The following is a 21,675-nucleotide window of genomic DNA, read 5'->3' as shown; positions in this document are numbered from 1 at the left end:
AATTCCTGAATTCTCATCCTTTCTGTCACTCACGGAGTGTCCATGCACTACTCATTTACTGAGAAGAAACGCATTCGCAAGTCGTTCGCGAAGCGCGCCAACGTTCACAACGTTCCCTACCTCCTCGCTACGCAGCTGGAGTCTTACGAGAATTTCCTGCAAGCGGACACTGGGCCCTCCGCACGCAAGAACGAAGGTCTGCAATCGGCTTTCACCTCCATCTTCCCGATCGTGTCGCACAACGGGTTTGCGCGCCTCGAATTCCTCTCTTACGTGCTGGGTGACCCCGCTTTCGACGTCAAGGAATGCCAACAACGCGGTCTGACCTTCGCGTCGCCGCTGCGCGCCAAGGTGCGTCTGGTGATCCTGGACAAGGAATCGCCGACCAAGCCGGTCGTGAAGGAAATGAAGGAACAGGAAGTGTACATGGGCGAATTGCCGCTCATGACCGCCAACGGCTCGTTCGTCATCAACGGCACCGAGCGCGTGATCGTCTCGCAGCTGCACCGTTCGCCGGGCGTGTTCTTCGAGCACGACCGCGGCAAGACGCACTCGTCGGGCAAGCTGCTGTTCTCGGCACGTATCATTCCGTACCGCGGCTCGTGGCTGGACTTCGAGTTCGACCCGAAGGACATCCTGTTCTTCCGCGTCGACCGTCGCCGCAAGATGCCCGTGACGATCCTGCTGAAAGCCATCGGCATGACGCCGGAGCAGATCCTCGCGAACTTCTTCGTGTTCGACAACTTCAACCTGCGCTCGGAAGGCGCGGAACTGGAATTCGTGGCCGAGCGCCTGCGCGGTGAAGTCGCGCGCTTCGACATCGTCGATCCGAAGACCGGCAAGACCATCGTGACGAAGGACAAGCGCATCAATGCCAAGCACGTGCGCGACATCGAAAACGCCGGCATCACCTACATCTCGGTGCCGGAAGACTACCTGATCGGCCGCGTGCTGGCGAAGAACGTCGTCGACGGCGACACCGGCGAGATCATCGCCAACGCCAACGACGAGCTGACCGACGAGCTGCTGGGCAAGCTGCGCGACGCCAACATCCAGACCATCCAGACGCTGTACACCAACGACCTGGACCAGGGTGCCTACATCTCGCAGACGCTGCGCACCGACGACACCGCCGACCAGACCGCGGCACGCGTCGCGATCTACCGCATGATGCGTCCTGGCGAACCGCCGACCGAAGAGTCGGTGGAAGCGCTGTTCCACGGCCTGTTCTACAGCCCGGAACGCTACGACCTGTCGGCCGTCGGCCGCATGAAGTTCAACCGCCGCATCGGCCGCGACGAACTGGTCGGCGACATGACCCTGTCGAACGAAGACATCCTGGCCGTGATCAAGATCCTGGTCGAGCTGCGCAATGGCCGCGGCGAAGTCGACGACATCGACCACCTGGGTAACCGCCGCGTGCGTTGCGTGGGCGAACTGGCCGAAAACCAGTTCCGCGCCGGCCTCGTGCGCGTGGAGCGCGCCGTCAAGGAACGCCTCGGCCAGGCCGAAGCGGACAACCTGATGCCGCACGACCTGATCAACAGCAAGCCGATCTCGGCCGCGATCCGCGAATTCTTCGGTTCGTCGCAGCTGTCGCAGTTCATGGACCAGACCAACCCGCTGTCGGAAATCACGCACAAACGCCGTGTCTCCGCACTGGGCCCGGGCGGCCTGACCCGCGAACGCGCCGGCTTCGAAGTCCGCGACGTGCACCCGACCCACTACGGCCGCGTCTGCCCGATCGAAACGCCTGAAGGCCCGAACATCGGCCTGATCAACTCGCTGGCACTGTTTGCCCGCCTGAACGAGTACGGCTTCCTGGAAACCCCGTACCGCAAGGTCGACGGTTCGAAAGTCACCGACAAGATCGAATACCTGTCGGCGATCGAAGAAGGCCGCTACATCATCGCCCAGGCGAACGCCGCGATCGACGAGACCGGCACGCTGGTCGACGAACTGGTGTCGGCACGTGAAGCGGGCGAGACCATCCTCGTGTCGCCGGAGCGCATCCAGTACATGGACGTGGCCCCGGGCCAGATCGTGTCGGTGGCAGCTTCCTTGATTCCGTTCCTCGAGCACGACGACGCGAACCGTGCACTGATGGGCGCCAACATGCAGCGCCAGGCCGTGCCTTGCCTGCGTCCGGAAAAAGCCTTCGTCGGTACCGGCATCGAGCGCACCGTGGCGGTGGACTCGGGCACGACCGTGCAGGCGACCCGTGGCGGTATCGTCGATTACGTCGACGCCGGCCGCGTGGTGATCCGCGTGAACGACGAAGAAGCGCAGGCTGGCGAAGTCGGTGTCGACATCTACAACCTGATCAAGTACACCCGTTCGAACCAGAACACCAACATCAACCAGCGTCCGATCGTGAAAGTGGGCGATCGCGTGGCACGCAACGACGTCATCGCCGACGGCGCCTCGACCGACCTGGGCGAACTGGCACTGGGCCAGAACATGCTGGTGGCGTTCATGCCGTGGAACGGCCTGAACTTCGAGGACTCGATCCTGATCTCGGAAAACGTCGTCAAGGACGACCGCTACACCTCGATCCACATCGAGGAACTGTCGGTCGTCGCGCGCGACACCAAGCTCGGGCCTGAAGAAATCACCCGCGACATCTCGAACCTGGCGGAAAACCAGCTGGCTCGCCTGGACGAGTCGGGCATCGTCTACATCGGCGCCGAAGTGCAGGCCGGTGACGTGCTGGTCGGTAAGGTGACGCCGAAGGGCGAAACCCAGCTGACGCCGGAAGAGAAGCTGCTGCGCGCAATTTTCGGTGAAAAAGCGTCGGATGTGAAAGATACCTCGCTGCGCGTGCCGTCGGGCATGGTCGGTACGGTGATCGACGTCCAAGTGTTCACCCGCGAAGGCATCGTGCGCGACAAGCGCGCCCAGCAGATCATCGACGACGAGCTGAAGCGCTTCCGCCTGGACCTGAACGACCAGTTGCGTATCGTGGAAGGCGACGCGTTCCAGCGTCTGGAGCGTCTGCTCGTCGGCAAGACCGTCAATGGCGGTCCGAAGAAGCTGGCCAAGGGTGCCGTGATCGACAAGGCTTACCTGGACGACCTGGACAAGTTCCACTGGTTCGACATCAGGCCAAGCGACGACGACACCGCCAACGCACTGGAGGCGATGAAGGAGTCGATCAACGAGAAGCGTCACCAGTTCGACCTCGCGTTCGAAGAGAAGCGCAAGAAGCTCACGCAGGGCGACGAGCTGCAGCCGGGCGTGCAGAAGATGGTCAAGGTCTACCTGGCCGTCAAGCGCCGCCTGCAGTCGGGCGACAAGATGGCAGGCCGCCACGGTAACAAGGGTGTGGTCTCGCGCATCGTGCCGGTGGAAGACATGCCGTTCATGGCCGACGGTACGCCGGCCGACGTCGTGCTGAACCCGCTGGGCGTCCCGTCGCGTATGAACGTCGGCCAGATCCTGGAAACCCACCTGGGTTGGGCAGCGAAAGGCCTGGGCCTGCGCCTGGGCGAAATGATCAAGGCCAAGGCCGAGACCGAGCAGCTGCGCGCCTTCCTGGGCAAGATCTACAACGAAACGGGCAAGAAGGAAGACCTGGACAACTTCAGCGACGAGGAAATCGTCGAACTGGCGAACAACCTCAAGAACGGCGTGCCGTTCGCGACCCCGGTGTTCGACGGTGCGCACGAAGAAGAGATCCGCCGCATGCTGGACCTGGCCTTCCCCGACCCGATCGCGAAGCACCTGGGCATGACCCCGTCGAAGAACCAGGTCACGATGTTCGACGGCCGCACCGGCGAAGCGTTCGAGCGCAAGGTCACCGTGGGCTTCATGCACATGCTGAAGCTGCACCACCTGGTCGACGACAAGATGCACGCCCGCTCGACCGGCCCGTACTCGCTCGTGACGCAGCAGCCGCTGGGCGGTAAGGCCCAGTTCGGCGGCCAGCGCTTCGGTGAGATGGAGGTGTGGGCACTGGAAGCGTACGGCGCGTCGTACGTGCTGCAGGAAATGCTGACCGTGAAGTCGGACGACGTGAACGGCCGTACCAAGGTGTACGAGAACCTGGTCAAGGGCGACCACGTGATCGACGCGGGTATGCCGGAATCGTTCAACGTGCTGGTGAAAGAGATCCGTTCGCTGGGTATCGACATCGATCTCGAGCGCAACTAATCGCTGGCACGGCACCGCGCTCCGCGACGAAAGCGGAGCGCGGTAGAAGTAAAGAATTCAATCACCCGGAGTGATAAATGAAAGCACTGCTCGATCTATTCAAGCAAGTTCAGCAAAACGAGAGCTTCGACGCCATCAAGATTGGCCTGGCGTCGCCCGAGAAAATCCGTTCGTGGTCGTACGGCGAAGTCAAGAAGCCGGAAACCATCAACTACCGTACGTTCAAGCCGGAACGCGATGGCCTGTTTTGCGCGAAAATCTTTGGTCCGATCAAGGACTACGAATGCCTGTGCGGCAAGTACAAGCGCCTGAAGCACCGCGGCGTCATCTGCGAGAAGTGCGGCGTCGAAGTCACGCTGGCGAAAGTCCGCCGTGAGCGCATGGGCCACATCGAGCTGGCCTCGCCGGTCGCCCACATCTGGTTCCTGAAGTCGCTGCCGTCGCGTCTGGGCATGGTCCTGGACATGACCCTGCGCGACATCGAACGCGTGCTGTACTTCGAAGCATACGTCGTGACCGATCCGGGCATGACCCCGCTGAAGAAGTGCCAGATCATGTCGGAAGACGACTACGCCGCCAAGTACGAAGAGTACGGCGACGACTTCACCGCATTCATGGGCGCCGAGGGCATCCGTGAACTGCTGCGCTCGATCGACATCGACCGCGAAGCCGAAGCCCTGCGCGTCGAACTCAAAGAGTCGAAGTCGGAAGCCAAGATCAAGAAATACGCCAAGCGCCTGAAAGTGCTCGAGGCGTTCCAGCGTTCGGGCATCAAGCCGGAATGGATGATCATGGAAGTGCTCCCGGTCCTGCCGCCGGAGCTGCGTCCGCTCGTCCCGCTGGATGGCGGCCGTTTCGCCACGTCCGACCTGAACGACCTGTACCGCCGCGTCATCAACCGTAACAACCGCCTGAAGCGCCTGATGGAACTGCGCGCTCCGGAGATCATCACGCGCAACGAAAAGCGCATGCTGCAGGAAGCGGTCGACTCGCTGCTGGACAATGGCCGTCGCGGCAAGGCGATGACCGGCGCCAACAAGCGTCCGCTGAAGTCGCTGGCCGAGATGATCAAGGGTAAGGGCGGCCGCTTCCGTCAGAACCTGCTGGGCAAGCGCGTCGACTACTCGGGCCGTTCGGTCATCGTGGTGGGTCCGCAGCTGAAACTGCACCAGTGCGGCCTGCCGAAGCTGATGGCCCTGGAACTGTTCAAGCCGTTCATCTTCAACAAGCTGGAACTGATGGGTCTGGCAACGACCATCAAGGCCGCGAAGAAGCTCGTCGAGCAGCAGGAACCGGTCGTCTGGGACATCCTGGAAGAAGTCATCAAGGAACACCCGGTGATGCTGAACCGTGCGCCGACGCTGCACCGTCTCGGTATCCAGGCGTTCGAGCCTGTGCTGATCGAAGGTAAAGCGATCCAGCTGCACCCGCTGGTCTGCGCGGCGTTCAACGCCGACTTCGACGGTGACCAGATGGCAGTCCACGTCCCGCTGTCGATCGAAGCCCAGATGGAAGCGCGTACGCTGATGCTGGCGTCGAACAACATCCTGTTCCCGTCGAACGGCGAACCGTCGATCGTGCCGTCGCAGGATATCGTGCTGGGTCTGTACTACGCGACCCGCGAGGCGATCAACGCCAAGGGCGAAGGCATGCTGTTCCCGGACGTGTCGGAAGTCATCCGCGCGTACGACAACAAGGAAGTCGAACTGGCGACCCGCATCACCGTGCGTATCGTGGAATTCCCGCGCAACGCCGAAGGCGGTTTCGACCAGACGCTGACCCGCTACGAGACCACGGTCGGCCGTGCGATCCTGTCCGAGATCCTGCCGAAAGGCCTGCCGTTCTCGGTGCTGAACCGCGCGCTGAAGAAGAAGGAAATCTCGAAGCTGATCAACACGTCGTTCCGCAAGTGCGGCCTGCGTGCGACCGTCGTGTTCGCCGACAAGCTGATGCAGTCGGGCTTCCGTCTCGCAACGCGCGCCGGTATCTCGATCGCTGTCGACGACATGCTGATCCCGGACGTCAAGAAGGGCATGATCTCGACCGCCGAAGCGGAAGTGAAGCAGATCGAGCAGCAGTACGCCTCGGGTCTGGTCACCGCCGGCGAGCGTTACAACAAGGTCGTCGACATCTGGGGCAAGACCTCGGACGAAGTCGGCAAGGCGATGATGGACCAGCTGAAAGTGGAGCCGGTCACGAAGCGCGACGGCACGCAAGGCACGCAAGAGTCGTTCAACGCCATCTACATGATGGCCGACTCGGGCGCCCGCGGTTCCGCCGCCCAGATCCGCCAGCTGGCCGGTATGCGGGGCCTGATGGCGAAGCCGGACGGCTCGATCATCGAAACGCCGATTACCGCGAACTTCCGCGAAGGCCTGAACGTGTTGCAGTACTTCATCTCGACGCACGGCGCCCGTAAAGGTCTGGCCGACACCGCGCTGAAGACGGCAAACTCGGGTTACCTGACCCGTCGTCTCGTCGACGTGACGCAGGACCTGGTGGTGACGGAAGACGATTGCGGCACCTCCAACGGCACGCTGATGAAGGCGATGGTCGAAGGCGGTGAAGTGATCGAAGCCCTGCGCGACCGTATCCTGGGCCGCGTGGCCGGCACCGACATCGTCAATCCGGAAACGCAGGCGACCCTGTACGAAGCCGGCACGCTGCTGGACGAAGACATGGTCGAAGAGATCGAGCGTCTGGGCATCGACGAAGTCAAGGTCCGCACGCCGCTGAACTGCGACACCCGTTATGGCCTGTGCGCGAAGTGCTACGGCCGTGACCTGGGCCGCGGCCTGCTGGTGAACTCCGGCGAAGCCGTCGGTGTGGTGGCGGCGCAGTCGATCGGTGAGCCGGGTACCCAGCTGACCATGCGTACGTTCCACATCGGTGGCGCGGCATCGCGTGCGGCAGTGGCATCGTCGGTGGAAGCCAAGTCGAACGGTACGGTCCGCTTCACGGCGACCATGCGTTACGTGACCAACGGCAAGGGCGCCCAGATCGTCATTTCGCGTTCGGGCGAAGTGCTGATCACGGACGACCACGGCCGCGAGCGCGAGCGTCACAAGGTGCCGTACGGCGCGACCCTGGCTGTCCAGGACGGCATGGTGGTGAAAGCCGGCCTGCCGCTGGCAACGTGGGACCCGCTGACCCGTCCGATCATCACCGAGTACGCCGGTACGATCAAGTTCGAGAACGTGGAAGAGGGCGTCACCGTCGCTCGTCAGGTGGACGAGGTTACCGGCCTGTCGACCCTGGTCGCGATCGACCCGAAACGCCGCGGCTCGGGCAAGGTCAACCGTCCGCAGGTCAAGCTGCTCAACGCCGAAGGCCAGGAAGTCAAGATCGCCGGCACCGAGCACGCCGTGACGATCGGCTTCCAGGTCGGCGCGCTGATCATGGTGAAAGATGGCCAGCAAGTGTCGGTGGGTGAAGTGCTTGCACGTATCCCGACCGAATCGCAGAAGACCCGTGACATTACCGGTGGTCTGCCGCGCGTTGCCGAGCTGTTCGAAGCCCGTTCGCCGAAAGACGCCGGCATGCTGGCGGAAGTCACCGGTACGGTCGCATTTGGTAAAGAGACCAAGGGCAAGCAGCGCCTGGAAATCACCGACATGGACGGCAACAAGCACGAGTTCCTGATCACCAAGGACAAGCAAGTGCTGGTGCACGACGGCCAGGTGGTGAACAAGGGCGAGATGATCGTGGACGGCCCGGCCGATCCGCAAGACATCCTGCGTCTGCTGGGTATCGAAGCGCTGGCCCGCTACATCGTCGACGAAGTGCAGGACGTGTACCGTCTGCAGGGCGTGAAGATCAACGACAAGCACATCGAGGTGATCGTGCGCCAGATGCTGCGCCGCGTGCAGATCGTCGAAGCCGGCGACACCGACTACATCGTCGGCGAGCAGGTGGAGCGTTCGGAGCTGCTGGAAGAGAACGACCGCGTGACGGCCGCAGGCAAGCTGCCGGCGACCTACGAAAACGTGCTGCTGGGTATTACCAAGGCATCGCTGTCGACCGACTCGTTCATCTCGGCCGCATCGTTCCAGGAAACCACCCGCGTGCTGACCGAAGCGGCGATCATGGGCAAGCGCGACGGTCTGCGCGGCCTGAAGGAAAACGTGATCGTCGGCCGCCTGATCCCGGGCGGTACGGGTCTCGCCTTCCACCGCGCCCGCAAGGAGAAGGAAGCGTGGGAAGCCGAAGAGCGCGCCGCGTTGCTGCAGCAGGAGAAGGCCAATATGGCTGCCGAGCTGCAGGCGATGGAAGATCAGCAGCAGGCTGCGGCTTCGGTCGAGCAGCATCATGGCGACGGCGAGTGATCGCGGAAGCCCTAGCTTGAACAGCTAACGAAAACGGCACCTCGAGGGGTGCCGTTTTTTTTTGTACGTCTTCCGGTCATTCGAGCAAGATTGCCAGCTTGCCGAAATGCCGCGACCCGGCCGCCAGTTCCGCAAACGCAGCCGCCGTCTCGTCGATCCCGAATCGCTGGTCGACCACCGGCACGATCCGGTTCGCCGCGATCGCCCGCACGGCCTCGCCCAGGTCCGCCACCGACCCCGTGCTGTTGCCGACGATGCGCACCGCCTTGCCGATCACGCTGAACAGGTTGAACGACGTTTCCGTCCCCGCCACGAAACCGACCGTGAACACGGTCCCGCCCATCGCGACGGCGTTCAGCGAGCGCGCGAACGATGTCCCCCCGACGGTCTCCACGACGAGGTCGACGCCGCGCCCGCCCGTGATGTCCAGCACCGCCTTGTCCCAATCCGGCGCCGCACGATAATTCACCAGGTGATCCGCCCCGAGCGCACGCCCGCGTTCCAGCTTCTCGTCCGATGACGACACGAGAATGACGGTCGCGCCGCTCGCCTTGGCAAACTGCAGCGCGAACAGGCTGACGCCGCCCGTGCCCAGGATGACGACCGTCGACCCGGGGCGCACGGACGCCGACCGTACCCCATTCCACGCCGTCGTCGCCGCGATCGGCAGGGTGGCACCCTGGGCGAAATCGAGGTGATCGGGAAACCGCACGACGCTCGACGCCGGCACGACCACGTACTCCGACAGCGATCCCGGCCGCGTGATGCCGCGCATGGCCGCGATCCGTTCCGGGCGCATCGGCCCGTCGAGCCAGTCCGGCATGAAGTGCGGGATGACGCGCTCGCCAAGCGCGACACCGGTCACGTCCGCGCCCAGCGCGACGATCTCTCCGGCGCCATCGGCGACGGGCACCAGCGGCAAGGTCGCGCCGGGGAAGGCACCGGTCGCGACGGCGACGTCGATGTAGTTCAGCGCGGCCGCGCGCAGGCGAATGAGGACCTCGCCCGGGCCCGGCTGCGGATCGGGCAGCGACGTGCGGCGGAAAGCGGTCAACGACGGTTCGACAAGCTGGATGGCGTACATGGGTTGGCTCCTTTGAAATGAGGCGCCCAGTGTGATTGCCAATCGAAAGACGATAAACTCGGCTTTTCTTGCAACATTTTCAACCAGGACTTGCGAATGGATCTGCTGGACAGCATGAAGGTCTACGTGCTCACGGTCGACAAGGGTAGCCTCAGTGCGGCCGCGGAGGTGTGCGGCATGTCGGCGACGATGGCCGGCAACCACGTGCGCGCGCTCGAGCAGCGGCTCGGCATGCAGCTGATGCACCGGACGACGCGACGCCAGCACGTGACGGCGTTCGGCGAGGAATACTATGTGCGCTGCAAGGAAATCCTGCGGCTCGTCGCGGAGACGGATGCCCAGGCGCATACGATGCGGCTCGCGCCTGCGGGCCTGCTCCGCGTCAGCGCGCCCGTCACGTTCGGCACGGAGGCGCTGACGCCGGTGCTGTCCGATTACCTGGCGCGCTATCCGCAAGTGGACGTCGAACTGGATATTTCCGATCGCTTCGTCGACCTGATGGAAGATGGCTACGAGGCCGTCATCCGTGTCGGCCAATTGCCGCCGGATGCGAACGTCGTCGCCCGGCCGCTGGCGCCGTACCGGTTGATGCTGTGCGCGTCGCCGGCGTACCTCGCGCGGCGCGGTATGCCGGACACGCCGGCCGACCTGGCGCACCACGATTGCCTCGCGTTCGGCGCCGCCAGCATCAACCAGTGGCGGTTCCGGCACGATCACGACGTCTGCCAGGTGTCCGTCAACGGCCGCGTGAAAATCAACAACGGGCAGGCGTTGCGCACCGCGGCATTGCAAGGGCTCGGCATCGTGCTGCAGCCGACGATCCTGCTCGAGGCCGACGTGCGCGCAGGGCGCCTCGTCCAGCTGTTTCCCGAATACGGATTGCCGGAGCGGCCGATGCACATCGTCTACCTGCCGGACCGCTATCGCTCGCCCAAGCTGCGCAGCTTCATCGACTTCGTCGTCGAGCGTTTCGGCGAGGCGACCTAGGCGATCAAGCCATTCAGTGCTGGTAGACGTTCGCGTAATTGCCGGCCCCGATCTGGCTGACGGTGGCCGTGAATGCATCGCCCGCCTGGCGGATCGTCGCGTTGTTGTTGTTGCCGGCCTGGGTGATCAGGGCAGTGTTGCCGAGGCGCGGTTCCGCCGAGGCGAAGCCTGCCTGATTGATGCTCGCCAGGTTGCCGCTGCCATTCTGGTTGATGGTCCCGGACTGGAGATCACCGGTCTGGGTGATATCGGACTGGTTGCCGGCGCCCAGCTGCTGGATCGAGAGGAGGGAGAAAGAGGAGCGGGTCTGGTTGGCGATCGCGTTGTTGTGCGCCCCCGTCTGGGTGATGGTGTAGTCGGCGTTGTTGGAGTCGGCGTTGATCGCCGTGGCCGTCACGGTATTGCCGTCGCCGTTCTGCTCGATAGCCTGGCCGAGCCGGGTGGTGCCGTCGCCGACGACCGTCGCGTCGTTGTTGGTGCCGTTTTGCGTCACACGGATCACGGAATCCTCCCCGCCCTGGCTGATGTTGGTGGCGTTGCCGCTGCCGTTCTGCCTGACGTGGATGTCGATTCCCGAATCGAAGGATTGGTGGGTGACCGCGCTGTTCGCATTGCCGGCCTGCACGATGTCGGCGATCGACGGAATGGCCTCGAGGCTGTCCTGCACGATGCCGACGTTGTTGTTCGAGCCGGTCTGGCTCACTTGCACGATGCCGTTGCCGTTGGATTGGACGATGCCGGCCGTTGTGCCGCCGGGACCGCCCACGTGGTTATTGGTGCCGACCTGGGTGATGGTCGCGGAGGTACTGGGCTCGACGCCGGATTGTTCGGCAGCGCCCGTGTTGCCGGTACCCGATTGCGACACCGTGATGGTGGCCGACTGGGCGATGGCGAACGGGCCGGCGCATGACAGGATCATGCTCAATGTTAAGGCCGAGAGTCTGAACTTCATGATGTTCTCCTAGCTAGGAACTGTCGACCGGCCGCTCAGTGCTGGTAGATGCTCATGGTATTGCCCGAACCGGTCTGGCTGATGGTGGCGGCGAATCCGTCGCCGACTTGCCGGATCAATCCGTTGTTGTTGCTGCCGGCCTGCGCGATCAGGGCCGTGTTGCCGATGAACGTCCCGCTCAGGCCCGTCTGGTCGATGCATGCCAGGTTGTTGTTGCCGTTCTGGTCGATCGTCGCGGTCTGCATCACGCCGGTCTGGCTGATTTCGGCATGGTTGTCGGCACCCGACTGCTGGATCAAGAGGTCCGAGGCGTACGCGTTGAACTGGTTGGTGACGGCGTTGTTTCGCAAGCCCGTCTGCAGGATGCTGTGATTGCTGAGGCCGTTGCCGGCCACGGTGGCCGTCGCTGTATTGCCGTCGCCGTTCTGTTCGATCCTCACGCCGAACAGGTCGGTGCCGTTCTCCGCGACTGTCGCGTTGTTGTTGAGGCCGATTTGCGTCACCCGGATCTCGGAATCCGCCGCTGCCTGGTCGACTGTGGTGACATTGCTGGTGCCGCTCTGGTTGACGATGATGTCGGCCCCCGAGCTGGGCCCCTGCCGGGCCATGGCGCTGTTCGTATTGCCTGATTGCGTGATTTCCACGTTTGGAAGGTGGACGCCGACATCGCTTTGCACGATGCCCGCGTTGTTGCCCGTCCCAGTCTGGGTCACGGTTGCCGCCGCGGCGGTCCCCGTGGTCTGGACGATGCCGGCGGTCGTCCCGCCGGGACCGCCCACGTGGTTGTTGTTGCCGATCTGCGTGATGGTCGCGGTGACGTCGGCGTCCGGATCGAAGCCGGATTGTTCTGCGGCGGCCGTGTTGCCGGTGCCCGACTGCGACACCGTGACGGTCGGTGCTGCCGCGGCGAACTGGCTCGCAAACGCCAGGCTGACGCCCAATGCGATTGCCGAGAGTGCGAATTTCATGACGTGCTCCTTGTTTGGATAGCCATGCGATGGGTGTGCGGCCGGCCGCTCAGTGTTGATAGATGCTCATGGTATTTCCCGAGCCCACCTGGGCAATGGTGGCCGCGAAGCCGTCGCCGACTTGCCGGATCGAGCCGTTGTTGTTGTTGCCGGCCTGCGTGATCTGTGCCGTGTTGCCGAGGAAGACTCCGCTCATCCCGCGCTGGTCGATGCTCGCCAGGTTGGCGTTGCCGTTCTGGTTGATGGTCGCGGACTGGAGGTTGCCGGTCTGGTTGATGGTGGCCTGGTTGTCGGCGCCCATCTGCTGGATCAGCAGGTCGGAGCCGGATGCCTCGAACTGGTTGGTGACCGCGTGGTTGCGCAGGCCCGTCTGCATGATGGTGTGACCGCCGATACTCGTGTTGATCTCGGTGGCCGATACGGTATTGCTGTCGCCGTTCTGCTCGATCGTCGGGCCGATCGTCGTGCCGGTGAGTTGATCGACGACCGTCGCACTGTTGTTGGTGCCGGTCTGCGTCACCCGCACTTCGGTGTCCGCCGCATTTTGCTGGGCAGTGGCAGTGTTGCCGGTACCGTTCTGGTTGATGATGACGTCGGCCCCGGAGCTGGGGCCCTGGTCGACCACGGCGCTGTTCGTATTGCCCGTTTGCGTGATCTGGACGTTCGGCGGCATGAAACCGACATCGTGCTGCAGGATGCCGGCGTTGTTGCCCGTCCCGGTCTGGGTGACGGTCGCCGTGGCGCCTTCCCCCATGGTCTGGACGATGCCGCTGGTCGTGCCGCCGGGACCGCCCACGTGGTTGTTGTTGCCGATTTGCGTGATGGTCGCGGTGACGAAGGCGTCCGGGGTGAAGCCGGATTGTTCGGCGGCCGCCGTGTTGCCGGTGCCCGATTGCGACACCGTGACGGTCGGTGCCGCCATGGCGAACTGGCTGGAGAATGCCAGGGTGAGGCTCAATGCGATTGCCGAGAGTCCGGTTTTCATGGTTGCTCCTGAAGTGGTAAGGGGCATGACACGCGTCATTCAGCGCCCCTGGTACTGAACGATGGTGGCTGTCTTGCCGTTGCCGTATTGGGTGATGCGCGCCTGTCCCTGCCGGCCGTACTGTTCGATGCGCGCCGTGTTCAGCACGCCCTGCTGTTCGATGGCGGCGCGGTTGCCGGCGCCGGTCTGCAGGATGCCGGCGTCGTTCCGCAGGCCGCGCTGCTGGATCGTGGCCTCGTTGTCCAAGCCGCTTTGCACGACGCCGGCGTTGTTGCCCGTGCCGTCCTGCGCGACCGTCACCTGGTCTTGCCGCGCGACGAGGGCGGCCACCATCCTTGCCGTGGCCCGGCCATCGAGTTCGGATGGGGCAAGGTCGCCGGCCCATGCGGTTGCGGCCAGCAGCAGGGCGCACATGAGCGAAACCAGTTGCGCTGCTCGTATGGTATTCATCACTCCCTCCCCGGCGCGCCGGTCGCCTTCAGGTAGCGCTTCAGCACCGGGTTGGACCGGTCGGCATCGTTTTGCAACGTCCAGTTGCCGGCCTCGATGCCCTGGGCGATCAGGTGGACGACGGCCGCCTCGATCGCCTCGTTGACGCACAATTGCGGCGGCTCGTTACTCGTGACGCCGGCCTCGAATTCCGCCAGGTCCTTCACGTTGACGAACTTGAAGACGCTGGGATGCAGCTCGTACGAATAGACGGTCTTGGTCGTCGAGACGCTTTGCAGGATCTGGCCGGCGCGGATGTCGACGGTGCGCAGGCTGACCGTCACCTGATCGACGCGATATTGCGTGCTCATGCCGATGCCGAGGAAGCGCGCGCCGATGCCGCCGGTGCGGACATTGCTTTCGTAGGCGACAATGCCGCCCTCGATCAGGACCGACGCCGCCAGCAGCGGCGGGATCTGCACGGCGGGCGTACCCGCCGGCTGCGGCATCTCCAGCGCGCGCACGATCTTGCGTTCGGTGAGCAGGTTCTGCAGGTTCTCGCGTTCGACCGGGATGAACCAGCCGGAATCCTGCAGCGCGCGGATCAGCATCGACGATGCGCCCTGCGTCACCGCCGTGGAAAAGGAGCTGTCCGGCGCCGGCTTGTACTGGCCGGTCTGGTCGCGGATGCCGTACACGGCCACCGCGATCTTGCCCTTGGGCGGCGGCAGGGCCAGCAGGTCGCGCGTGAAGGCGGTCTCGGGCGTGAGCTCGGCATTGTCGCGCACCGCCGACGGTGCATGCGCGCATCCGCCCAGCAGCGCTGACAGCGCCAGCGTCGCCAGCCATAACGGCCGCGGCGCGTTCATTGGCCGACCTCAAACGAGGTGACGGCGCCGCTGGACTTGTCCGTGGTCGTCACGCGCAGCAGGCCGCCGCCCAGGTCGGTGACGGTGATGATGAAATTCTCCGTCGAGAACGTTCCCGGCAATAATTTGCCATCCTGTCCCATCAGCTTCGACGTCGCGGCGGACGCGAGCTGGCTCAGCATCATGCGTTCGAGCGTCTGGTTGAACTGTTCCAGCGGCGACTGGTTCAACAGCGACGCACCGCCGAGCCCCGACTGGCCGTGCTTCGTAGTCGCCGAGGCCGACGCGAGCAGCCCGGGACCGTTGGACGGCGATCCGCCGAAATTCGGATCGACCGGCACGTAGACCAGTTCGGACGCGCCCGCGACAGCGCCCCACAATGCGAGGCCGCAGGCAATGGGCAGGGACAATCGGTAGAACATGGCTGACTCCTTTTGCTGGATCAGAATTCGTCGGGTGCCAGGTCGGCATCGCGGACGAACCGGCGCTGGCGCTCGATGTCCTGGATCGCCTCGTAGGCGCCCTCGGCGGCGCTTTCGCCCAGGGCCTTCATTTCGGCGCGCGCTGGCGGCAACTGCACCTGCACCACCCGGCGTGGGCCGAACTCGACCCAGACCTGGGTGCCCCAGCGCGCCGACGGGCGCTCGCGGATGGCGATCGTGTAGCGGTCGCTGCCGGGCTTGTCGAGCCATTCGGCCAGGAAGTAGCGGCAGAATTCCTGGCCCGCGACCGTGATGGCCTGGCTCGTGACGATGCCCCAGCCGTCCGGTTGCAGGCTGCGTCCGGCCTCGTCGGCAGCGGCGGCATGGACGGCCAGCGGGCAGGTCGTTGCCAGGACCAGGCACGCGAGACGCATTGTCCTGGTGGCGAGCGGCAATGTTTGTTGCATAATAGTTATAAAATAAGCAATAGTGGCAGATGAAGTGTATCGATATGGATGGGGTGGTTCATGAGCGCCGTCAGACACCCAATGGCCGCACCGACCGCCTTGCTCGTCTTCCGATCGGCTGGCGATAAAAATGCCTTGCCCTTCCATGGCTGAAGTACCATGGCAAGCATCGCAACGCCCAGCTTCCGCCGTGCTCATCGACACTTTCCTTCGCGACGGTTTCGCCGTCATCCCAACCGTCGTCACCGAATCGCAGTGCGATGCGATCGCGGCCTGCGTCGGCTCGTTCGATTCCGATTCGCCCGGCACGCGCAGCCTCCTGACCCATGACTGGTGCCGCACGCTCGCAGAGACGTTGCGCGCACATGCGGATGTCGACGCACTCATCCCGGCCGGCCACGTGGCCGTGCAATGCACGTATTTCGAAAAATCGGTCGACAAGAATTGGCTCGTGCCGATCCACCAGGACTTGAGCATTCCCGTGCGCGAGCGGGTCGATCATCCGGCATTGCGCGGCTGGTCGGAGAAGGAGGGCACGCTGTTCGTGCAGCCGCCGGCGGAATTGTTGGAGACGCTCGTCGCCGTGCGCGTCCATCTGGATCCATGCATGGAAGACGATGGTCCATTGCAAATCGTCCCGGGCACGCATGCACGCGGCCGCATCGACGCCGCCGACGCGCGTCGATTCAGGCGGGACGGACCGGTCGTCACGTGCACCGTCGACCGGGGCGGGGCGCTCGTGATGCGGCCGCTCGCCCTGCACGCGTCATCGAAGGCGACGGGAACGTGCCGGCGCCGCGTGCTCCATTTCGTGTTCGGGCCGCCCGCGCTGCCTTACGGGCTGCGGTGGGAGCATGCGGCCGGCCAGCAAATCGGTCTCCTAGGCAAAGTGGACGGCATGGACGGAGTATGTCAATGAACAGATCGTTGATCCAGGTGCCTTCGAAAGAGGACTGGGGCGATGTCGACGGAGATTTCGATGCTGAAGATGCATTCAGAAATTTCTATGGCCGCAACAACGCCGACATGCAGAAATTCTTCAGGAATAACGTCCTGATGCGCGCGCAGGATATTCGATTTATGCCAAGGCTACCTTTCGCGTATTACATCGGCGGCTTCAGTGACTACGTGCGGGCGCACCCTAAAACAGACTGCGCTCATGTCGCGGACGCTTTCATTGGCGTTGTCGAAGAGCGTCTATCGTCGGACCCTCAAGCCGTGAAATTGGCGACAGAAACGATTCTGTCAGGCCTGAACTATATCGTTGAGAATGCGCAGGGTTTTGAAGACGAAACCGATGTGTATGGCGATCTGCAGAAAAAAGCGGCGTGCGTTCAACGGGCAGTTGAACGGTTGGCCTAGAATGCCGCTGAACTATCTCGCGCCGCCGCGCTCGACAATCCCACCGAGGAGCAATTGCACGCCTTTGCCGCCACGGTGCGGGCAAGCGACGTCGTGATGTACAGCACCTCCGAGTGTCCTTACTGCGCCGGTACGGTTTTGCGTTCACTGAATGCAATATGAGCGTGGACAAGCAATGCGTGCGGGAGTTCAACAGGTACGGCGCCGACGGTACGCCGTTTCTGATCGTACGCGGGCATCAAATGAAGGACGGGTTCGATTCCGATGAATTTATCGCTGCGCTGACGAAGAGTTGAGGCGCAGCGTGACGCCATGCCGGCCGCAATGCTGTTCGGCCGGCGGCGAACGAATTGGTTTGTCCGATCAAAGTGGTGGGCGCGACAGGCTCACCCACGCCTGGACCGATGCCCGCTGCCATTGTCTCCCGGCGTAGTCGGCAAGCCGCGCCGGCACGGCATCGCCATTCAGGACGAGGCGATTCAGCATCAAGGCGAGATCCACGTCCGCGATACACCAGGCGTCGAACAGGTGCTCACGGTCTGGTGCCAACAGCGTATCGGCGGCCGTGAACAGCTTTTGCGCGGCCAGCGTCGCGGCGTCGGACAAGGGGGCATCGCAGCGGCGATAAAAGAGCACTTCCGTCGAACGCTCCTGGCGGATCGGCAGCAGATCGCTTCTCAACCACGCCTGGATTTGCCGGGCGCGAGCCTTTGCTTTGGGGGCCGTTGGATACAGGGCAGTTCCCGGATACGTCTCGTCGAGATATTCGGTAATTGCCGATGACTCGGACAAGTGAAAGTCTCCCTCGACCAGAGTGGGAACGCGCTGCGTCAACGATGTGGCGGCGTAATCGGCAGTGCGGTTCGCGCCTGCGCCAAGATCCAGCGCTTGCATATCGAATGGGATGCCCTTTTCCTTGAGCCCGACAAAAACGGACATCGCGTAGGGGCTGGCGTACTGGGCGTCGACGTAGAGAAGCATGGGGTTCCTTGGCACGGTGGCGAACGGTGTTGGGACAGAAACGATAACGCGAGCGTGCGTGCTTGCGCAACCCATGCGCATGGCATCAATCCCGCCGCAACCTGGACTTCACCTGCGTCGTTTCACATGGCCGGATCGGTCACTGCCTCGTCACATTTCTGGGTAACAATCTTTGTATTGTCAATAAACCATGTCACTGGACAAAGCAGGACATGGCCTCATCATGCGCAAAGCTTCCATTGTCTCCGCCGTCCTGTCCACTCTGTGCCTGCCTCTGATGCTCGCCGCTTGTGGCGGCGATAACGCTCCTTCGAAGTCGGTGATCGCCGTCATCGGCGACGCGCCCTATGGCGCCAAGGCCACGGACACCAGCCAGTTCCAGGCGAATCCGGCGTTCATCAATGCCATCAATGGCGATCCGGAGGTGTCGTTGGTGATGCATGCCGGCGACATCCACTCCGGCAAGCAATACTGTACCCAGGCGTACGACGTTTCCATTTTCGACCAATGGAAGGGGTTCAAGCGTCCGCTGGTCTACACGCCCGGCGACAACGAGTGGACCGACTGCCACAAGGCCGCCGAAGGCGGCGGTACCTATAACGCGACGACCGCCACCGTGGATTTCGTCAAGGACGCCGGCGGCAACCTGGTCGACTACAAGGGTGGCGATCCGGTGGAGAACCTGAAGCTGGTGCGCCAGATCTTCTTCGCCACGCCCGGCCAGACGCTGGGCGCGGGCGGGATGGGCGTCGTGTCGCAGGCAACGGCGTTCGACGCCAGCTTCCCGTCCGACAAGGAGTACGTGGAAAACGTGCAGTTCGAGAAATCGGGCGTGATGTTCGTGACCATGAACGTTCCGGGCGGATCGAACAACGACACCGACCCGTGGTACGGCGCCCCGGCGATGGGCGCCAGCCAGCAGCAGGACGTCGCGAATCGCACCGCCGCCGATCTGCACTGGCTCGCCAGCGCCTACAAGACGGCGGCGGCGAATGGCGACACGGCAATGGTGATCATGCTGCAGGCCGACATGTGGGACCTGGATGGGAAAGCGGCGAGCCATATCGCTCAGTACAAGCAGTTCATCGACGCCATCGCCAGCAACACGAAGACCTTCGGCAAGCCGGTCCTGCTGATCAACGGCGACTCGCACGTGTACCGCTCCGACAATCCCCTCAAGGCCGGCCAATCCTGCGTCACCGAATCCGGCGCCGGCGTGCAGACCACCGCGTGCAAGGACGACGCCTACGCCAGTCAGCCCAATGGTTACGACGTCCCCAACTTCCACAGGATCGTCGTCCATGGCAGCACCATGCCGCTCGAATGGCTCAAGCTGACGGTGGACCCGGCAGCAAGCGCCGCCAACACGGCGAGCTCGTTCGGCCCGTTCAACTGGACCCGCGTGCAGCCTTGACGCATTCCCGAATGGCCGGACGATGATGATGCCAGGACGGCCCCGCGCCCGCGCGGCCGTCAATCGCGCCGCAGCCTGGACTTTACCCGCTCCAGCACGTCCGCAAAGCGCTGCTCGACCGGCTGGCCCGGCGCCCTGAGCCACGCGTCGATCGCCGGCTGGCGATAAAAATTCGGCGCGGTGGCTTCGTAGCGGAGGAAGCGGGCGATGGCGCCGCCGTCCGTGAATCCCAATTCGACCGTATGCGCATACGCGCGCTCGAGCCGCTCCGGCAGGCTGGCGTCGGCCGCGAGTTCCGGATGCGCGTCGAGGATTTGCTGGTGCAATTGGGCAAGTTGATTTTCCTCAGACTCTTGCATGATGTCTCCCTGGCAGTGGCGATTTCGACTTGCCATTGTTCATGTCCGCCCCACGGTGCCCGTTGTGTCAGCTCAGCATCTCGTCCCGTTCACCTTGATCAATTTTTATCGAATACACTATCCCGGCGACACATTCCCAACCTGAAAGACCCCTGAAAGGAGACGGTATGACTTTGAAATCGCTCATCGCACTCGCATGCGCGCTCGGCGCAGCCGCCGGCGCCCAGGCCGCGGACCAGTTGCACGCCCCGATGACCCTCGTCAGTGCCGACGGTACCGGCAAGATGATCGGCAGCGTGACGATTACCGAATCCCCGGGCGGCCTCGTGTTCACGCCGAACCTGACGAGCCTGCCGCCGGGCACGCACGGTTTCCACGTGCACGAGATGGCCAGCTGCGGCACGAGCGAGAAGGACGGCAAGAAGGTCGCGGCCGGCGCGGCCGGCGGCCACCTCGACCCGACGGCCTCGAAGCACCACGCCGGCCCGTCCGGCGACGGCCACCTGGGCGACCTGCCGCCGCTCGTCGTGAGCGACAACGGCGGGGCCGGCACGGCCGTGACGGCGCCGCGCCTCACCAGGCTGGCCGAAGTGAAGGGCAAGGCCCTCATGATCCACGCCGGCGGCGACAATTTTGCGGATACCCCGAAACCGCTGGGCGGCGGGGGCGCCCGCATCGCCTGCGGCGTCATCGAATAAGGCCTTACAGGCCGAGGTCCGACAGCCCGGGATGATCATCCGGGCGCCGGCCCAGCGGCCAGTGGAATTTACGGTCGGATTCCTTGATCGGCATGTCGTTCAGGCAGGCGTAGCGCCGCTGCATCAGGCCGCGCTCGTCGAATTCCCAGTTCTCGTTGCCGAACGTGCGGAACCAGTTGCCGGCATCGTCGTGCCATTCGTAGGCGTAGCGCACGGCGATGCGGTGGCCGTCCACGGCCCACAGTTCCTTGATGAGGCGGTAGTCCAGTTCCTTCTTCCATTTGCGGTCGAGGAATTGCACGATCTGGTCGCGGCCGTCGACGAATTCCGTGCGGTTGTGCCAGCGGCTGTCCGGCGTGTACGCCAGCGCGACTTTTTCCGGATCGCGGCTGTTCCAGCCGTCTTCCGCCAGGCGGACTTTCTGGATGGCCGTTTCACGCGTGAACGGTGGGAATGGGGGACGGGGTTCGATGGCGGACATGTGCGCTCCTTATGAATGATGTAGACAGGTCTGTATCGTATGCGAATCCGGCACCGTGCGGCCTGGCTATCCTGGTAGTTGATATAGACAGGTCTGTATCATATACTGGAGCCCCGCATTCCGACCGATCACGATCACGATCACGACCATGGCCCAGCCTTCCGCCCGCGACCGCATCCTCGACACGGCCAAGCGCCTGTTCTACCGCGACGGTTTCCGCGCCACCGGCATCGACCGGATCGTCGCGGAATCCGGCGTCGCCAAAATGTCGCTGTACCGCCATTTCGCATCGAAGGACGACCTGATCGCCGCCTTCCTCGACTGGCGCCACGAGCACTGGACCGCCTGGTTCACCGCCGCCGTCGACGCCAGGCTCGCGCGCGGCGAAGGACTGGCCGCCGTGGCCGACGTGCTGGGCGAGTGGTTCGGGCAGGACGATTTCCGCGGCTGCGCCTTCATCAATGCCGTCGCGGAGACGGGCGCGACGGACGACCCGCGCCACCGCGACCAGGCCGTGCGCCACAAGCGCGACCTGGAGCGCTATCTTGCCACTGCCGCGGCGCGCCTGGGCCTGGGGACGCCGGAACGGGTGGCGGAAGAGGCGATGCTGTGCGTGGAAGGCATGATCGTGCGTGCGCAGATGGGGTTTGACCTCCGCATCGTCGACGCGGGCCGGCGCCTGCTCGCGCGCGTCGAGAGGGACGCCGGCGGTTGACATTCGTTGTCGTAACGATCAGTAT

At 63.8% G+C, this 21,675-nt stretch carries 20 protein-coding genes; 9 read left to right on the top strand and 11 right to left on the bottom strand.

Features of this window, described 5'->3' with window-relative positions:
* Positions 1-42 precede the first annotated feature (42 nt).
* A complete protein-coding gene (gene rpoB, locus ISF28_RS15200; RefSeq protein WP_198118013.1) occupies positions 43-4,152 on the top strand; it encodes a DNA-directed RNA polymerase subunit beta in 4,110 nt (1,369 codons plus the stop codon).
* 77 nt (positions 4,153-4,229) lie between these two features.
* Positions 4,230-8,477, top strand: a complete 4,248-nt coding sequence (gene rpoC / locus ISF28_RS15195; protein ID WP_198118012.1) for a DNA-directed RNA polymerase subunit beta' — start codon at positions 4,230-4,232, stop codon at positions 8,475-8,477.
* A gap of 76 nt (positions 8,478-8,553) precedes the next feature.
* Here the strand turns inward: rpoC and ISF28_RS15190 are convergent, their stop codons facing one another.
* Positions 8,554-9,561 carry a zinc-dependent alcohol dehydrogenase family protein gene (locus tag ISF28_RS15190; protein WP_198118011.1) on the bottom strand — a complete coding sequence of 336 codons (1,008 nt, stop codon included), beginning with the start codon at positions 9,559-9,561 and terminating at the stop codon, positions 8,554-8,556.
* Positions 9,562-9,657: 96 nt separating this feature from the next.
* Between ISF28_RS15190 and ISF28_RS15185 the strand changes: the two genes are divergently transcribed.
* Positions 9,658-10,548 (top strand): LysR family transcriptional regulator, encoded by an 891-nt coding sequence (locus tag ISF28_RS15185; RefSeq protein WP_198118010.1) that lies wholly within the window; start codon positions 9,658-9,660, stop codon positions 10,546-10,548.
* A gap of 13 nt (positions 10,549-10,561) precedes the next feature.
* Here ISF28_RS15185 and ISF28_RS15180 read toward each other — a convergent pair whose 3' ends face one another.
* The 7 genes from ISF28_RS15180 to ISF28_RS15150 are packed head-to-tail and all read right to left on the bottom strand — an operon-like array spanning position 10,562 to position 15,607.
* The gene (locus tag ISF28_RS15180; protein ID WP_198118009.1) at positions 10,562-11,500 is read right to left on the bottom strand and encodes a hypothetical protein; all 939 of its coding nucleotides are present in this window, start codon (positions 11,498-11,500) and stop codon (positions 10,562-10,564) included.
* Positions 11,501-11,535: 35 nt separating this feature from the next.
* The gene (locus ISF28_RS15175; protein ID WP_198118008.1) at positions 11,536-12,468 is read right to left on the bottom strand and encodes a hypothetical protein; all 933 of its coding nucleotides are present in this window, start codon (positions 12,466-12,468) and stop codon (positions 11,536-11,538) included.
* 49 nt (positions 12,469-12,517) lie between these two features.
* Positions 12,518-13,453: a hypothetical protein gene (locus ISF28_RS15170; protein WP_198118007.1), complete on the bottom strand. Its 936-nt coding sequence runs from the start codon at positions 13,451-13,453 to the stop codon at positions 12,518-12,520.
* Positions 13,454-13,492: 39 nt separating this feature from the next.
* Positions 13,493-13,903 carry a hypothetical protein gene (locus ISF28_RS15165; protein ID WP_198118006.1) on the bottom strand — a complete coding sequence of 137 codons (411 nt, stop codon included), beginning with the start codon at positions 13,901-13,903 and terminating at the stop codon, positions 13,493-13,495.
* A complete protein-coding gene (locus ISF28_RS15160; protein WP_198118005.1) occupies positions 13,903-14,751 on the bottom strand; it encodes a CsgG/HfaB family protein in 849 nt (282 codons plus the stop codon). Before ISF28_RS15160 ends, ISF28_RS15165 begins: the two co-directional genes overlap by 1 nt.
* On the bottom strand, positions 14,748-15,173 hold the full coding sequence (locus ISF28_RS15155; RefSeq protein WP_198118004.1) for a curli assembly protein CsgF: 426 nt from the start codon (positions 15,171-15,173) through the stop codon (positions 14,748-14,750). The genes ISF28_RS15160 and ISF28_RS15155 overlap by 4 nt, the downstream gene beginning before the upstream one ends.
* Positions 15,174-15,193: 20 nt before the next feature.
* Entirely contained in the window at positions 15,194-15,607 is a 414-nt protein-coding gene (locus ISF28_RS15150) for a CsgE family curli-type amyloid fiber assembly protein (protein WP_198118003.1), read from the bottom strand.
* 223 nt (positions 15,608-15,830) lie between these two features.
* Here ISF28_RS15150 and ISF28_RS15145 point away from each other — a divergent pair, with 223 nt between their 5' ends.
* From ISF28_RS15145 to ISF28_RS15135, 3 genes are all read left to right on the top strand, one after another.
* Positions 15,831-16,559 carry a phytanoyl-CoA dioxygenase family protein gene (locus ISF28_RS15145; protein ID WP_370663439.1) on the top strand — a complete coding sequence of 243 codons (729 nt, stop codon included), beginning with the start codon at positions 15,831-15,833 and terminating at the stop codon, positions 16,557-16,559.
* Complete coding sequence (locus ISF28_RS15140; protein ID WP_198118001.1) at positions 16,556-17,002, top strand: hypothetical protein; 447 nt, start codon at positions 16,556-16,558, stop codon at positions 17,000-17,002. Before ISF28_RS15145 ends, ISF28_RS15140 begins: the two co-directional genes overlap by 4 nt.
* Before the next feature lie 158 nt (positions 17,003-17,160).
* On the top strand, positions 17,161-17,298 hold the full coding sequence (locus ISF28_RS15135) for a hypothetical protein (RefSeq protein ID WP_198118000.1): 138 nt from the start codon (positions 17,161-17,163) through the stop codon (positions 17,296-17,298).
* Positions 17,299-17,365: 67 nt separating this feature from the next.
* On the opposite strand, the gene yfcF is transcribed toward ISF28_RS15135, so the two are convergent.
* The gene (yfcF, locus tag ISF28_RS15130) at positions 17,366-17,983 is read right to left on the bottom strand and encodes a glutathione transferase (RefSeq protein ID WP_229519103.1); all 618 of its coding nucleotides are present in this window, start codon (positions 17,981-17,983) and stop codon (positions 17,366-17,368) included.
* Between the two features lie 223 nt (positions 17,984-18,206).
* On the opposite strand from yfcF, the gene ISF28_RS15125 reads away from it, so the two are divergent.
* Positions 18,207-19,397 carry a metallophosphoesterase gene (locus ISF28_RS15125; RefSeq protein WP_198117998.1) on the top strand — a complete coding sequence of 397 codons (1,191 nt, stop codon included), beginning with the start codon at positions 18,207-18,209 and terminating at the stop codon, positions 19,395-19,397.
* A gap of 59 nt (positions 19,398-19,456) precedes the next feature.
* On the opposite strand, the gene ISF28_RS15120 is transcribed toward ISF28_RS15125, so the two are convergent.
* Complete coding sequence (locus ISF28_RS15120) at positions 19,457-19,756, bottom strand: hypothetical protein (RefSeq protein ID WP_198117997.1); 300 nt, start codon at positions 19,754-19,756, stop codon at positions 19,457-19,459.
* A gap of 167 nt (positions 19,757-19,923) precedes the next feature.
* Here ISF28_RS15120 and sodC point away from each other — a divergent pair, with 167 nt between their 5' ends.
* Positions 19,924-20,454: a superoxide dismutase family protein gene (gene sodC, locus ISF28_RS15115; protein ID WP_198117996.1), complete on the top strand. Its 531-nt coding sequence runs from the start codon at positions 19,924-19,926 to the stop codon at positions 20,452-20,454.
* Positions 20,455-20,458: 4 nt separating this feature from the next.
* On the opposite strand, the gene ISF28_RS15110 is transcribed toward sodC, so the two are convergent.
* A complete protein-coding gene (locus tag ISF28_RS15110) occupies positions 20,459-20,935 on the bottom strand; it encodes a nuclear transport factor 2 family protein (protein ID WP_198117995.1) in 477 nt (158 codons plus the stop codon).
* A 148-nt stretch (positions 20,936-21,083) separates the two neighbouring features.
* Here ISF28_RS15110 and ISF28_RS15105 point away from each other — a divergent pair, with 148 nt between their 5' ends.
* A complete protein-coding gene (locus tag ISF28_RS15105; RefSeq protein ID WP_198117994.1) occupies positions 21,084-21,650 on the top strand; it encodes a TetR/AcrR family transcriptional regulator in 567 nt (188 codons plus the stop codon).
* The last annotated feature ends 25 nt before the right edge of the window (positions 21,651-21,675 follow it).

Source organism: Massilia rhizosphaerae, from assembly GCF_016093545.1.
Lineage (GTDB): Bacteria > Pseudomonadota > Gammaproteobacteria > Burkholderiales > Burkholderiaceae_D > Telluria > Telluria rhizosphaerae.
This window is presented reverse-complemented; position numbering and strand designations above follow the sequence as displayed.